The following is a 14,102-nucleotide window of genomic DNA, read 5'->3' as shown; positions in this document are numbered from 1 at the left end:
ACGTAGCATGGGAGTGCCCCGCCCAGGAGGAGAGAGCTGATGCACTGCCCGTTCTGCCGTCATGAGGACTCGCGCGTGGTGGATTCACGCTCCCTCGACGACGGCTCCGCCATCCGTCGGCGTCGGCAGTGTCAGGCCTGCGGCAAGCGGTTCACCACCATGGAGACCACCGCCCTGACCGTCGTCAAGCGCTCCGGGGTGGCGGAGCCGTTCGACCGCTCCAAGGTGATCAACGGCGTCCGGAAGGCGTGCCAGGGGCGGCCGGTGACGAGCGACGACCTGGCCATGCTCGCCCAGGAGGTCGAGGAGACGGTCCGTGCCACGGGCAACGCCGAGGTGGACGCCCACGACGTCGGCCTGGCCATCCTCGATCCGCTGCGCCGTCTCGACCAGGTGGCCTTCCTGCGCTTCGCCTCGGTCTACCGGGACTTCGAGTCCCTCGACGACTTCGAGGAGGCCATCGCGGAGCTCCGGGCCGGTGACGGGGACGACCGCGGCCGTCCCGCCGTGCAGCCGCGGCTGTTCACCCGCTGACCCGGGCCGATGCGACGCCGCCGCCGGGATCGACGGTGCAGTGGTGCACACGGCCTCCAGGCGCTACAGTGATCCCCGGGCCGACCTCAGTCGGCCCGAACCGACTGCCGAGGGCGGTTCCGGAGGGGAAGCCGGAACCGCCCTCGGTGTCTTCGCCCTCAGTTGCCGTCGGCGAGCGAGCCGTGCGCGGCCAGGGCGGCGCCCACGATGCCCGCGTTGTTCTGCAGCTGGGCCGGGACGATCGGGGTGCGCAGGCGCAGCAGCGGCAGGTAGTCGTCCGGCCGCTTGGAGATGCCGCCGCCGACGATGAACAGGTCGGGCGAGAAGATCCGCTCCACGTGGGAGAAGAAGCGCTGCAGTCGCTCGGCGTACTCGGCCCAGCTGAGCTGATCGCGCTCCCGGGCCTTCGCGGAGGCCCGCGACTCGGCCATCACGCCGTCGAGCTCCAGCGAGCCGACCTCGAAGTTCGGGACGAGCATGCCGTCGTGGATCATCGCGCCGCCGATGCCGGTCCCGAGGGTGATCACGTGCACCAGGCCGCGCACGCCCCGCCCGGCTCCGTAGCGGGCCTCCGCGAGGCCGGCGGCGTCGGCGTCGTTGACCACGGTGACGGGGCGGCGCAGGTGCTCCTCGAACGTGCCGCGCAGGTCCGTGCCGATCCACGTGTGGTCGATGTTGTTCGCGGACAGGCACACCCCGTCCTTGACGATCGAGGGGAAGCACACGCCGAGCGGGGCGGAGGGCTTCGGCGCCTTCTCGCGCCCGTCGAGCTCGGCGGTGATGGCCGCCAGGGTCGCCGCCACGGGCTCGGGCATGGCCGGCTGCGGGGTGGGGATGCGGAAGCGGTCCCCGCGCAGGGTGCCCGCCTTCGGCCCCGACCCGAGGCGGACCAGGCCGCCCTTCATGCCGGTCCCCCCGACGTCGATGCCGATCGTCGTGGGGTACTTGGAGGAGCGCTGGGCGGTGCTGGTGTGCGTCGTCACGGCCCCCAGCTTAGTGCCGGGTCACGGCAGTGTGAGAATCTCCGCGCCGTCGTCCGTGACCACGATCGTGTGCTCGAACTGCGCGGTGCGACGGCGGTCGCGGGTCACCACGGTCCAGCCGTCGTCCCACTGGTCCCACTCGATCGTGCCGAGGGTGAGCATCGGCTCGATGGTGAACACCATGCCGGGCACGAGCAGGCGGTCGTGGGCCGGGGCCGCGTCGTAGTGGGGGATCACGAGGCCGGAGTGGAAGTCCACGCCCACGCCGTGGCCGATGAAGTCGCGCACCACGCCGTAGCCGAAGCGCTTGGCGTAGGACTCGATGGCGCGGCCGATCACGTTGACCTGACGGCCGGGCTTCACGGCGCGGATGCCGCGGCGCAGGGCCTCCTCGGTGCGCTCGACGAGCAGACGGGACTCCTCGTCCACGTCGCCGACCAGGTAGGTGCGGTTGTGGTCCCCGTGGACGCCGTCCAGGTAGGCGGTGATGTCCAGGTTGACGATGTCCCCGTCCTCCAGGACGGTGCCGTCCGGGATGCCGTGGCAGATGACCTCGTTGATCGAGGTGCAGATGGACCGCGGGAAGCCGCGGTAGCCCAGGCAGGACGGGTAGGCGCCGCGCTCCACGAGGAAGGCGTGCGCGATCCGGTCCAGCTCGTCCGTGGTGACGCCCGGGCGGATGTGGGCGGCGGTGTGCTCCATGGCCTGCGCGGCCAGGCGACCGGCCGCGCGGATCCGCTCGACGCCGGCGGCGTCGTAGACGTCCGAGGCGTTGCCCTCGTCCGCGGTGGCCTTGCCGACGTACTCGGGGCGCGGGATCGCGGACGGCACGGGCGGGGCGGGGGACGGGGCCCCGGGCGTCAGGGTGCCGACGGGGGCGAGCGACCCGGGCTCCGGCGCGGCGGGTCCCGCGGGGCGGGGACCGTTGTGGCTGGACGGGGCGGCGGGGTTCTGACGCTGGGACATGTCCGCCAGCCTATCGGCCCGGCTACTGTGGCCCCCATGACCGAGACGAGCGAGTTCTGGTACAACGTCAACACGCATCAGGTGGAGGTGGGCGCCCAGTCGGACTGGTCCCAGCTGCTGGGCCCGTTCGGCACCCGTGAGGAGGCCCAGGCCGCGATGGACCGCGTGCGGGCGAACAACGAGGCCGCCGACGCCGAGGACGAGCGCGACGACGACTGGGACAGCCGTCCCGTCGACGACGCCTCCTGACCGCGGCGCCGGACGACACCGGGCCCCCGTCCCTCGGGACGGGGGCCCGGTCGTCTCACGGGGCGGGTTCAGCCCTCGAAGCCGTGCTCCGGGGCCGGGAACGCGCCGTCGAGCACGTCCGCGCGATAGGCCCGGACCGCCTCGCCCACGACCTCGTGCAGGCGGGCGTACTGACGGACGAACCGGGGCACCCGGCCCTCGCGCAGGCCGAGCATGTCCTGCCACACGAGCACCTGGCCCGTGGTGCCCGGGCCCGCGCCGATGCCCACGGTGGGCACACGCAGCGCGGCGTCGACGGCGGCGGCGACGTCCGAGGGGACCATCTCCATCAGGACGGCGAACGCCCCCGCGGCCTCGAGGGCCCGGGCCGACGCCGTCATCCGCTCGGCCGCCCCCGCGCCGCGGCCCTGCACCCGGTAGCCGCCGAGCACGTGCTCGGACTGCGGGGTGAAGCCGATGTGGGCCATGACCGCGACGCCGGCGGCCGTCATCGCGGCCACGTGCTGGGCGAAGCGCTCGTCGCCCTCCACCTTGACGGCGTGCGCACCGGACTCCTTCACGAGGCGCACGGCCGACTCGACGGCCTGCCGCGGGGAGGCCTCGTACGAGCCGAAGGGCAGGTCCGCGACCACGAGGGCACGCTCGGCGCCGCGCACCACGGCCTGGGTGAACAGGATCATCTGGTCCAGGGTGACCGGCAGGGTGGTGGGATGGCCCAGCACGGTGTTGCCCACCGAGTCCCCCACCAGCAGCACCTCGACGCCGGCCTCGTCGAACAGGGCCGCCGTCATCGCGTCGTAGGTGGTGAGCATCGCGAAGCGCCGGTCCTCGTCCTTGGCCCGCTGCAGGTGGACCGTCCGGTACCGGGACGGGGCGGGCGGACCGTAGGGGGCGCTGTCGTCAGGCTGCCGGGGGGACTGGGGAGCGGACATGGGCCGGAGTCTACGCGGCGCGTCTAGAGTGGCGGCATGGATCGACAGCAGGACTACGTGCTCCGCACCATCGAGGACCGGGACGTCAGGTTCGTCCGGCTCTGGTTCACGGACGTGATCGGCACCCTGAAGTCGGTGGCCCTGTCTCCGGCCGAGGTGGAGAACGCCTTCACGGAGGGCCTGGGCTTCGACGGCTCCTCGATCGACGGATACACCCGCATCTCCGAGTCGGACATGCTGCTGCAGCCCGATCCCTCGACCTTCCAGATCCTGCCGTGGCGCGGCGACCAGGGACAGAGCTCCCGGATGTTCTGCGACGTGCTCACCCCGGACGGCCGGCCCGCCCCCGCCGACCCGCGGCACGTGCTGCGCCGCGTGCTGGACCGGGCCGCCGATCGGGGCTTCACGTGCTTCACCCACCCGGAGATCGAGTTCTACCTCCTGCAGTCGGACCAGCCCGGCCCGGACGGGGAGCCGGTGCCCGTGGACCGCGCGGGCTACTTCGACAACGTGCCCGGCTCCGACGCGGCCGACTTCCGCCGCGACGCCGTCAGCCTCCTCGAGGGGATGGGCATCTCCGTGGAGTTCAGCCACCACGAGAACGGTCCCGGCCAGAACGAGATCGACCTGTGCGCTGCGGACGCGCTCACGACGGCGGACAACGTGATGACGTTCCGGACCGTCGTCAAGGAGGTCGCCGCCGCCCAGGGCACGTACGCCACGTTCATGCCCAAGCCGTTCTCCCACCACCCGGGCTCCGGCATGCACACCCACTTCTCCCTCTTCGAGGGCGACGCGAACGCCTTCTACGACCCCGCGGACGAATTCCGGCTCTCCGTCACGGGCCGCCGGTTCATCGCGGGCCTGCTGCGCCACTCCGTGGAGATCACCGCCGTGACCCACCAGTTCGTCAACTCCTACAAGCGTCTCTGGGGCGGGGGAGAGGCCCCGTCGTACACCTCGTGGGGGCACAACAACCGCTCCGCCCTCGTGCGCGTTCCCCTGTACAAGCCGGACAAGGCCGGCTCGGCCCGCATCGAGTACCGCGGTATCGACGCCTCGGCCAACCCGTACCTCGCCTACGCCCTGCTGATCGCGGCCGGGCTCAAGGGCATCGAGGAGGGCTACGAGCTGCCCGAGGCCGCCGCCGAGGACATCAGCGCGTTGACCACCCACGAACGGCGCGTGCTCGGCCACGTGCCCCTGCCTGGCACCCTGCACGACGCCCTGCGCCCCGCTGAGGAGTCCGAGTTCGTGGCGTCCGTGCTGGGCGAGCACGTCTTCGACGCACTCCTGCGCAACAAGCGGCAGGAATGGGACGACTACCGCGTGGAGGTCACCCCGTACGAGCTCCGCCGCTACCTCTCCGGCCTCTGAGACGGGCGCCCGTGTCCTCCCTGCCCGCCACCGGTGCGCTGCCCGCCGTCCCGGACCGCCGCACCCTCGCGCACGCCGGCGTCGCCGACGCCGGTCGCGTGCAGACGCTGCTCACCTCGCCCGAGTTCGAGGGCGTGGACGTGCGTCCCCTCGTCGAGCTCCTCGGCCACGCCGCCGATCCCGACCGGGCCCTGCTGCTGTGGGTGCGCCTGGCCGAGCGTGAGCCCCGCGTCCACCACGCCCTCCGGGACCCCGAGACGACGGCCCGCCTGCTGCGACTTCTCGGCGCCTCCGAGGCCCTCGGCGAGTTCCTCATCCGCCGTCCCGAGCACCTGGACCTCGTCCTCGACCCGGACGCGGCCGCCGCCACCGCGCCCGCCCTCGCCCAGCCCGACCCCGCCGACGGCGAGCCCTGGGGTGATGCGTCCGCCACCCTGCGCCGCCTGCTCCTGGACTCGGTGGGAGCCGACCCGGACGCCGACCGCCCCATCGCCGCCGTCACCGGCAAGGACGCCGCCGTCGCCCTGCGCCGCGCCTACCGTCGCCAGCTGGCCGCGATCGCCCTGCGCGACCTCGACTCCGCCGAGCCCACGGCGGCCATGCCCTCGGTGGGCCGCTGGCTCGCGGACCTGGCCGGCGCCACCGTGGACGCGGCGCTCGCCGTCTCGCGGGCCGTCCTCACCGAGCGGGAGGGCTCGGTGGTGGACCGCCTGGACCTCGCCGTGATCGGCATGGGCAAGTGCGGCGCCGGGGAGCTCAACTACGTCTCGGACGTGGACGTCGTGTTCGCGCACGCCGTCCGCGAGGCCGTGGACGGCGCGGACTCCGACGCCGAGGTCCCGGACGGGCCGCGCGCCGCCGCGCTCGCGGCCGAGCTGGCCGCGGGCATCGGCCGCGTGATCCAGGGCGCGGCCCCCGAGCCGGGACTGTGGGAAGTGGACGCCAACCTGCGTCCCGAGGGCAAGGACGGCGCCCTGAGCCGCACCGTGGAGTCCCACGCCGAGTACTACCGCCGCTGGGCCCACGGCTGGGAGTTCCAGGCCCTGCTCAAGGCCCGCCCCATCGCGGGCTCGCCACAGCTCGGCGAGCGCTACATCGCGGAGATCTGGCCCCGGGTGTGGGAGTCCTCTTCGCGCGACGGGTTCGTCGAGTCCGTCCGGGCCATGCGCGCCCGGGTCCTGGACACCCTCGCCCCTGCGGAGCGCGAGCGGGAGATCAAGCTCGGGCCCGGCGGCCTGCGCGACGTCGAGTTCACGGCCCAGCTGCTCCAGCTCGTGCACGGCCGCGCGGACGAGTCGCTGCGGGTGCGCGGCACGCTCGAGGCGGTGCGGGCGCTGCACGCCGCCTCCTACGTCACCCCGCGCGACGCGCGGGCGTTCGACGAGCACTACCGCTGGCTGCGCACCCTCGAGCACCGCATCCAACTCGTGCACCTGCGGCGCACCCACCTGATGCCGGTCAAGGAGGAGGCCCGCCGCGTCGTCGCCCGGTCGATGCGCGGCGCCGCGGACCGGGGCCCCGCCACCGGCGAGGACCTGCAGGCCGAGTTCACGCGCGTGCGCCGCGCCGTGCGCGGTCTCCACGAGACCGTGTTCTACCGGCCGCTGCTGTCGACGACGGCCGCCCTGTCCGCCGAGGACGTGCGGCTGTCCGCGGAGGCCGTCCGCGACCGCCTGGCGGCGCTGGGCTACCGCGACCCGCAGGGCGCCCTGCGGCACATCGAGGCCCTCACGCAGGGCGTCTCGCGCCGGGCCGCGGTCCAGCGGCAGCTGCTGCCGGCCATGCTCGGGTGGTTCGCGCGGGGCGCCGACCCCGACGGCGGCCTGCTCGCCTTCCGCCGGCTCTCCGAGTCGCTGGGCGGCACGGCCTGGTATCTGCGGATGCTCCGCGACTCCTCGGATGCCGCCCGGCGGCTGTGCCTGGTCCTGTCCGGCTCCCGGTTCGTGGGGGACCTGCTCGAGCACTCGCCCGAGGCCGTGGCCTGGGTGGGGGACGACCGGGAGCTCGACCCCCGGGGCGCCATACAGCTCTGGCGCCAGGTCGACGCGCGGCTCGACCGCCGCGTGGCCGCGGAGGAGGCCCCCGCGGCCGTGCGCCACGTGCGGCAGGTGCGGCGCAGCGAGACGCTGCGTGTCGCCCTGGCCGACATGTCCGGCCTGCTGGACCTGGAATCCGTCTGCAGCGCGCTCGCGGACATCGACCAGGTGACGGTGGTCGGCGCCCTGCGGGTGGCGTGGCGGGCCGTCGTCGGGGACGCCGAGCCTTTCACCGACGTGCTCGTGGTGGCGATGGGCCGCCAGGGCGGGCGGGAGATCACCTACGGCTCGGACCTGGACGCCCTGTTCGTGCATCGGCCCCGCCCCGGCGCGGACGAGGAGCGGGCGCGCGAGCAGGCCGAGGAGGTCGTCCGCATGCTCATGGCCCTCCTGCAGAAGCCCGCCGCGCCGCCGCTGCCCGGGGAGCGGCGGCTCGAGGTGGACGCCGACCTGCGCCCCGAGGGACGCCAGGGGCCCCTGGTGCGCACCCTGGACTCGTACCGGGAGTACTACGGCCGCTGGGCCGAGGTGTGGGAGCGGCAGGCGCTGCTGCGCGCCCGCCCCCTGGCCGGCGACGACGACCTGGCCACCGACTTCCGACGCTGGGCCGACGGCGTCCGCTATGCGCAGGACCTCTCGGCCGCCGACGCCCGGGAGATCCGCCGGATCAAGGCCCGCGTGGAGGCCGAGCGGCTGCCCCGCGGGGCGGATCCGGCGCGCCACGTCAAGCTCGGGCGCGGGGGGCTCTCGGACGTCGAGTGGCTCGTGCAGTCGCTGCAGCTCAAGCACGCCGGTCAGATCGAGGACCTGCGCGTGACCGGCACGCTGCCGGCGCTGCGGGCGATCGCCCGGCACGACCTGCTGCCCGAGTCCGAGGTCGCCGTCCTCGAGGAGGCCTGGCTGCTGGCCACCCGGATCCGCGCCGCCCTGCTGCTGTGGACGGGCAAGGTCTCGGACGTGCTGCCCACGAACATGCGCGACCTCGAGGCCGTGGCCCGCCTCAGCGGAGTGGGCACGGCCGGCGGGGAGCTCGAGGAGCGCTACCTGCGGGTGACCCGCCTGGCCCGTCAGGTGTTCGAGACCCGGTTCTACGGGCTCTGAACGACGCCGGCCCGCCACCTCGACGGGGTGGCGGGCCGGCCGTGCTCCGGTGTCGCGAGCGCCGGCTCAGGCGCGCACGACGTGCTCCCCGAGCAGCTCCAGGGTGCGTCGCCGCACGTCGGGGTCCGGCGCGGCCGTGGTCACGATCAGCTCGTCCGCCTGGACCCGCGCCGCGAAGTCGTGCAGCCACGCCGCCGTCGTCGGGCCGGTGCCCACGGCCGTGCACTCGAGCATCCCGAGCACCTGCTGACCGGCGGGGGAGTGCAGCAGCATCTCGACCTCGTCGTCGGTGAGGGTGCGGCCCCGGCCGAGCATCATCCGGATGCGCGCCCGCTGCGCGGCCTGCCACTCCCGCTCGGCCACCTCCTCGGTGTCCGCGGCGATCACGTTGGCCGCCGCGATGAAGTGCGGCTCCGCGAGGGCCTCGGAGGGCTCGAAGTTCTCCCGGTACAGGCGCGCCGCATGCTCGAGCATCTGCGGTGCGAAGTGGCTCGCGAACGCGTAGCCCAGGCCGAGCTGCGCGGCCAGCTGGGCGCCGAACGCCGAGGAGCCGAGGATGTACAGCGGCACGTTGGTGCCCTTGCCGGGGTAGGCGTCGATGCCGGGGATCAGGCTCTGGCCGGTGAGGTAGCCCTGCAGCTCGAGCACGTCCTGCGGGAAGCGCTCGGCCGCCGACGGATCCCGGCGCAGCGCCTGCAGCGTCCGCTGGTCGGTGCCGGGGGCGCGACCCAGGCCCAGGTCGATGCGGCCGGGGTGCAGCTCGGCCAGGGTGCCGAACTGCTCGGCGATCACCAGCGGCGAGTGGTTGGGCAGCATGACGCCGCCGGAGCCGAGGCGGATCGAGTCGGTGTGGGCGGCCACGTGCGCGATGAGTACGGCCGTGGCGGAGGAGGCGATGGAGGGCATGTTGTGGTGCTCGGCGTACCAGACGCGCCGGAAGCCTTCTGCCTCGGCGACGCGTGCCTGCTCCACGGATTCGGCGAAGGCTTCGCCCATCGGGGCGCCGTCGCGGACGAGGGCGAGGTCCAGCAGTGACAGCGGCAGGGGGGTGGGGGCGGTGTGCTCGGTCATGGTGCTCCTGGTCTGCGGGCCGCCCGGCCGGGCGGAGGTCTCCACAGATCCAGCGCCCACCGGCCCCGGACTATTCCGCGGCCGGGCACGACGACGGCCGCCCGCCTCCGGCGTGGGAGACGAACGGCCGTCGTCGGGGCCGCGGCGGGCGGATCAGACCGAGTAGTAGAGCTCGAACTCGTAGGGGTTCGGGCGCAGGGCCAGCGGGGCGATCTCCATCTCGCGCTTGTACGCGATCCAGGTCTCGATCAGCTCCTCGGTGAACACGTCGCCGGCCAGGAGGAACTCGTGGTCCTCCTCGAGGGCGTTCAGGGCCTCGTCCAGGGTGGCGGGTGCCTTCTGGATGTCGGCGGCCTCCTCGGCCGGCAGCTCGTAGAGGTCCTTGTCGATCGGCTCGGCCGGCTCGATGCGGTTGCGGATGCCGTCCAGGCCGGCCATCAGCTGCGCGGCGAACGCGAGGTACGGGTTGCCCGAGGCGTCCGGGGCGCGGAACTCGATGCGCTTGGCCTTCGGGTTGGAGCCGGTGATCGGGATGCGGATGCCCGCCGAGCGGTTGCCCTGCGAGTAAACCATGTTCACGGGGGCCTCGAAGCCCGGCACCAGGCGGCGGTAGGAGTTCACCGTGGGGTTGGTGAAGGCCAGGACCGCGGAGGCGTGCTTCAGCAGGCCGCCGATGTACCAGCGGGCGGTGTCCGAGAGGTTCGCGTAGCCCTTCTCGTCGAAGAACAGCGGCTCGCCGCCGTTCCACAGGGACTGGTGGCAGTGCATGCCGGAGCCGTTGTCGCCGAAGACGGGCTTGGGCATGAAGGTCGCGGACTTGCCGAACATGTTGGCGACGTTCTTGACGACGTACTTGAACTTCTGCAGGTCGTCCGCCGAGTGGGTCAGCGTGTTGAAGCGGTAGTTGATCTCCGCCTGGCCCGCGGCGGCCACCTCGTGGTGGGAGCGCTCTACCTCGAGGCCGACCTCGGCCAGGACCGAGCAGATCTCGTCGCGCAGGTCGGCCTGCTTGTCCGTGGGGGAGACGGGGAAGTAGCCGCCCTTGAGGCCGGTCTTGTGGCTCAGGTTGCCGCCCTCGTCCTCGCGGGAGGCGTTCCACCAGGCCTCGTCCGAGTCCACGGCGTAGAACGAGCCGCGGGGGGAGGACTCGTAGCGGACGTCCTCGAAGATGAAGAACTCGGCCTCGGGGGCGAAGAACGCCGTGTCGGCGATGCCGGAGGAGCTCAGGTAGGCCTCCGCGCGCTGGGCCACGCCGCGCGGGTCGCGCAGGTAGGGCTCGCCGGTGCGGGGGTTCACGATGGAGAAGTTCATCGTGAGGGTCTTGCGGACCCGGAAGGGGTCCACGAAGGCCGTCGCGACGTCCGGGATGAGCTGCATGTCGGACTCGGCGATGCCGGCGAAGCCCCGGATGGAGGAGCCGTCGAACAGCTGGCCCGTGGTGAAGAAGTCCTCGTCGACCGTGGACGCGGGCACGTTGAAGTGGTGCTGCATGCCGGGGAGGTCGGTGAAGCGGATGTCGACGAACTCGATCCCCTCATCCTTGATGTACGCGAGGACGTCCGCGGGGGAGGTGAACATGGTGCGCTCCTGTGGTCGTGACGATGGTGGCATGTCCGGCACGGCGGCGCTGGCGTGGCGGGTGTCATCACCCTACTTGCCCGGCGGCCTCCGTGGGCGTCGGTGACGCCCCACGGCGAGCCTCGCGGTCCCGCGCCGGTAGGCTGGGCCGGTGGCACGCAGAGCACCCGACCCCGCGCAAGAGCCCGAACCGACCCGCCGCGACGAGCCGCTGATCACGCGCCGCGACCTCGCCAGCTGGGTGGACGGTCCCGGCGGGGGCCGCGCGGGCGGCCGCTGGCCGGGGGACCTGCTCGGCCTGCCGGAACGGGGTCCGGCCTCCATGGCGACGGCGGCCCGCCGGATGGGCGCCCTCGTCCTCGACTGGTTCATCGCCCTGGGCATCTCGTGGCTGGCCTTCGACGGTGACGCGATCGCCACCCTCCTCGTGTTCGCGGCGATGCATGTCCTCGGGCTCACCCTGCTGGCCACCACGGTGGGCAAGGCCGTGTGCCGCATCCAGGTCGTCCGCGTCGGCGGCCGCCCGGCCGGCCTGCCCCGAATCCTGCTGCGCACGGCGCTGCTGTGCCTCGTGCTGCCGGCCGTCGTCGTCGGGCCGGACGGGCGCGGCTTGCACGACAAGCTCGCGGACACGGTCGAGATCCGCATGTGACCGTCCCGCCCGCACGCGACAGGGGCGCCCCGCCGTGCGTCGGCGGGGCGCCCCTGTCGTCTGGGGCCGGTTCAGCGGCCGCGCATCGCGCGGCGGCTCGGGCGCACCTTGTTCGGGTCGACGCCCTTGGGGATGGGCAGCCGGTTGGTGTTGAGCGCGGTCAGACGCTTGTCCACGGCCTGGACCTCCTGCGCCGTGAGGGCCTTCTTCATGCCCTTGAGCGTGCCGGGCAGCTCGTGCAGCGGGACCTGGCCCTGGCCGTTGCCGGACTCCACCACGGTGACGGGCACGCCGGGCAGGAAGCGGCGCATGGCCTTCTCCTCCTTGACCACCAGCGCGGCGACGCGGGGGGAGGGGCCCTCCGTCACCAGCACCACGCCCGGCCGGCCCACGGCCCGGTAGACGAGGTCCTGGGTCTTCGGGTTCACGGCGGCCGGCTGCTCGGACACGATCCAGCCGCGGCCCAGCGTGGAGAGCGCGGCGCCGGCGGCGCCGGGGCGGCCCTCGAGCTGGGCGAACCCGGCGCGGCGCGCCTTCCGGTTCAGGATGACGACGGCGGCGAGCACACCGAACGGGATCGCGATGAGCAGCCACGTGATCCAGTTGTCCAGGAGGAGGCCGATGACGAGGCCGACGACCAGGGCGCCCAGGAAGGCCAGCAGCATCCACAGTCCGACCTTGGGGTCGTGCGCCTTGGTCATGGCGTAGGCCTGCTTGAGCTGGGAGATCACGCCCGGGCCCTTCGCCGCGCGCTTGTCCCGACGCTGGGCGCGGGTCTCCTCCTTGACGCGACGGCGACGCTCGCGCTGCATGGCCTTGACCTCCTTGAGCGTGGCGGAGGTGGAGCCGGAGGAGGACGCGGGGGGCTGGCTGTTCTTCGTCATGACGGGGTCCAGTCTAGTCGGGCGGCTCAGGACATCTGGGCGACGACGGCGGAGGCCTCCTGGCGGGCGGTCTTCTCCCCGGCCAGGTGCGCCAGGTTCTCCGGCAGGGTCCGGCCGAGGCGCTGCATGGCCTGCGCATAGAGCTTGCCCGCGCGGTACGACGAGCGCACCAGCGGGCCCGCCATGACGCCCTGAAAGCCGATCTCCTCGGCGCGCTGGGACCACTGGACGAACTCCTGCGGCTTCACCCAGCGGTCGATGGGGTGGTGCAGCTTCGAGGGCCGCACGTACTGCGTGATGGTGATGATGTCGCAGCCGGACTCGTGCAGGTCCACCAGGGCCTGGTCGATCTCGTGGTCCTCCTCGCCCATGCCGAGGATGAGGTTGGACTTGGTCACGAGCCCGTCGGCCTTGGCCATCGTGAGCACCCGGAGGGACTTCTCGTACGTGAAGGCCGGGCGGATGCGCTTGAAGATGCGCGGCACCGTCTCCAGGTTGTGCGCGAACACCTCGGGCCGCGCGTCGAACACCTGCTGGACGAGCTCCGGCACCGCGCCGAAGTCCGGCGGCAGGATCTCGACGCCGGTCCCCGGGTTGAGCGCGTGGATGCGGCGGATGGTCTCCGCGTAGAGCCACGCCGCGCCGTCCTTCTGGTCGTCACGGGCCACGCCCGTGACGGTGGCGTACCGCAGGTCCATCTCGCGGATGTTCTCGGCGACCTTCTGCGGCTCCTCCATGTCCAGGGGGCGCGGCTTGCCGGAGGTGATGTCGCAGAAGTCACACCGGCGGGTGCAGATGTCGCCGCCGATGAGGAACGTGGCCTCGCGGTCCTCCCAGCACTCGAAGATGTTGGGGCAGCCGGCCTCCTCGCACACGGTGTGCAGGCCGGCGGACTTGACCTTGTTCTTCAGGCCGATGTACTCGGGGCCCATGTGGACCTTGGCCTTGATCCACTCGGGCTTGCGCTCGACGGGCACCTCGGCGTTGCGCGCCTCCACGCGCAGCAGGCGGCGTCCTTCGGGGGCGAGGCTCATGCGGGGATTCCTTCCGTGGGGGTGACGGCGATGTACGCAGGCCCGAGCTCGTCCAGATGACGGGTGAGCACCGGCACGACGTCGGCCGGGGTGATGGTCCGGCCCGTCTCGACCGACAGGGTGGTGGTGGCGGCGTCCGTGATGCCGCACGCGATGATGCCCTCGTAGGGGGCCAGGGAGTTGGAGCAGTTCAGTGCGAAGCCGTGCATCGAGACGCCGTCGTGGATGGACAGGCCGATGGCGCCGACCTTGCGGTCCGGGCGGGCCGCGCCGTCGTCGTCCCGGTCCGCGAGGACCCAGATGCCCGCCCGCCCGTCCACGCGGACGGCCGTGACGCCGAACTCGGCGGCGGTGCGGATCAGCAGCTCCTCGAGGAACCAGACGTAGTCCTTGACGTGGGCACGGTCGCGCAGCCGGACCACGGGGTAGCCGACCAGCTGGCCCGGCCCATGCCACGTGATCTTGCCGCCGCGGTCCACGTCCACGACGGGGGCGCCGTCCGTGGGTCGCTCTGCGTCCTCGGTGCGGCGACCGGCCGTGTAGACGGCCTCGTGCTCCAGGAGGAGGAACTCCCCGTCGGAGCGGCCGGCGACGACGTCCGCGTGCAGGGCGCGCTGGGCGTCCCAGGCGGTGTGGTAGTCCACCAAATCGGGCGCCAGGCCGAGCACGCGCAGGGGCGGCAGGAGGGTCTCGGGCATGACGTCC

13 protein-coding genes are annotated in these 14,102 nt (G+C 73.0%); 5 read left to right on the top strand and 8 right to left on the bottom strand.

The window, feature by feature from the left end; genetic code table 11:
• The first annotated feature begins 39 nt into the window (after positions 1 to 39).
• On the top strand, positions 40 to 534 hold the full coding sequence (nrdR, locus tag MLUT_RS18250; RefSeq protein WP_002855838.1) for a transcriptional regulator NrdR: 495 nt from the start codon (positions 40 to 42) through the stop codon (positions 532 to 534).
• A gap of 158 nt (positions 535 to 692) precedes the next feature.
• Here the strand turns inward: nrdR and ppgK are convergent, their stop codons facing one another.
• Together ppgK and map are read right to left on the bottom strand one after the other, a co-directional pair.
• The gene (gene ppgK, locus MLUT_RS18245) at positions 693 to 1,517 is read right to left on the bottom strand and encodes a polyphosphate--glucose phosphotransferase (RefSeq protein WP_010078514.1); all 825 of its coding nucleotides are present in this window, start codon (positions 1,515 to 1,517) and stop codon (positions 693 to 695) included.
• A 21-nt stretch (positions 1,518 to 1,538) separates the two neighbouring features.
• The gene (gene map / locus MLUT_RS18240) at positions 1,539 to 2,483 is read right to left on the bottom strand and encodes a type I methionyl aminopeptidase (protein ID WP_010078515.1); all 945 of its coding nucleotides are present in this window, start codon (positions 2,481 to 2,483) and stop codon (positions 1,539 to 1,541) included.
• Positions 2,484 to 2,519: 36 nt separating this feature from the next.
• Here map and MLUT_RS18235 point away from each other — a divergent pair, with 36 nt between their 5' ends.
• Positions 2,520 to 2,732: an SPOR domain-containing protein gene (locus MLUT_RS18235; RefSeq protein WP_010078516.1), complete on the top strand. Its 213-nt coding sequence runs from the start codon at positions 2,520 to 2,522 to the stop codon at positions 2,730 to 2,732.
• 68 nt (positions 2,733 to 2,800) lie between these two features.
• Here MLUT_RS18235 and panB read toward each other — a convergent pair whose 3' ends face one another.
• On the bottom strand, positions 2,801 to 3,664 hold the full coding sequence (panB, locus tag MLUT_RS18230) for a 3-methyl-2-oxobutanoate hydroxymethyltransferase (RefSeq protein WP_010078517.1): 864 nt from the start codon (positions 3,662 to 3,664) through the stop codon (positions 2,801 to 2,803).
• Between the two features lie 36 nt (positions 3,665 to 3,700).
• On the opposite strand from panB, the gene MLUT_RS18225 reads away from it, so the two are divergent.
• Positions 3,701 to 5,041 (top strand): glutamine synthetase family protein, encoded by a 1,341-nt coding sequence (locus MLUT_RS18225; protein WP_010078518.1) that lies wholly within the window; start codon positions 3,701 to 3,703, stop codon positions 5,039 to 5,041.
• Positions 5,042 to 5,052: 11 nt separating this feature from the next.
• The gene (locus tag MLUT_RS18220; protein WP_010078519.1) at positions 5,053 to 8,178 is read left to right on the top strand and encodes a bifunctional [glutamine synthetase] adenylyltransferase/[glutamine synthetase]-adenylyl-L-tyrosine phosphorylase; all 3,126 of its coding nucleotides are present in this window, start codon (positions 5,053 to 5,055) and stop codon (positions 8,176 to 8,178) included.
• A gap of 66 nt (positions 8,179 to 8,244) precedes the next feature.
• Here the strand turns inward: MLUT_RS18220 and MLUT_RS18215 are convergent, their stop codons facing one another.
• Together MLUT_RS18215 and glnA are read right to left on the bottom strand one after the other, a co-directional pair.
• On the bottom strand, positions 8,245 to 9,249 hold the full coding sequence (locus MLUT_RS18215) for an LLM class flavin-dependent oxidoreductase (RefSeq protein ID WP_010078520.1): 1,005 nt from the start codon (positions 9,247 to 9,249) through the stop codon (positions 8,245 to 8,247).
• 153 nt (positions 9,250 to 9,402) lie between these two features.
• Positions 9,403 to 10,827, bottom strand: a complete 1,425-nt coding sequence (gene glnA, locus MLUT_RS18210; RefSeq protein ID WP_010078521.1) for a type I glutamate--ammonia ligase — start codon at positions 10,825 to 10,827, stop codon at positions 9,403 to 9,405.
• 151 nt (positions 10,828 to 10,978) lie between these two features.
• Here glnA and MLUT_RS18205 point away from each other — a divergent pair, with 151 nt between their 5' ends.
• Complete coding sequence (locus tag MLUT_RS18205; protein ID WP_010078522.1) at positions 10,979 to 11,479, top strand: RDD family protein; 501 nt, start codon at positions 10,979 to 10,981, stop codon at positions 11,477 to 11,479.
• Between the two features lie 71 nt (positions 11,480 to 11,550).
• Here the strand turns inward: MLUT_RS18205 and MLUT_RS18200 are convergent, their stop codons facing one another.
• From MLUT_RS18200 to lipB, 3 genes are read right to left on the bottom strand one after another with little or no spacing between them, the layout of a single operon-like run.
• Positions 11,551 to 12,363 (bottom strand): DUF4191 domain-containing protein, encoded by an 813-nt coding sequence (locus tag MLUT_RS18200; RefSeq protein WP_010078523.1) that lies wholly within the window; start codon positions 12,361 to 12,363, stop codon positions 11,551 to 11,553.
• A 26-nt stretch (positions 12,364 to 12,389) separates the two neighbouring features.
• On the bottom strand, positions 12,390 to 13,397 hold the full coding sequence (lipA, locus tag MLUT_RS18195) for a lipoyl synthase (RefSeq protein ID WP_010078524.1): 1,008 nt from the start codon (positions 13,395 to 13,397) through the stop codon (positions 12,390 to 12,392).
• Positions 13,394 to 14,095, bottom strand: coding sequence for a lipoyl(octanoyl) transferase LipB (gene lipB, locus MLUT_RS18190; RefSeq protein WP_010078525.1), 702 nt, complete (start codon positions 14,093 to 14,095; stop codon positions 13,394 to 13,396). The genes lipA and lipB overlap by 4 nt, the downstream gene beginning before the upstream one ends.
• Positions 14,096 to 14,102 lie beyond the last annotated feature (7 nt).

Source organism: Micrococcus luteus NCTC 2665, assembly GCF_000023205.1.
Classification (GTDB): domain Bacteria; phylum Actinomycetota; class Actinomycetes; order Actinomycetales; family Micrococcaceae; genus Micrococcus; species Micrococcus luteus.
This window is presented reverse-complemented; position numbering and strand designations above follow the sequence as displayed.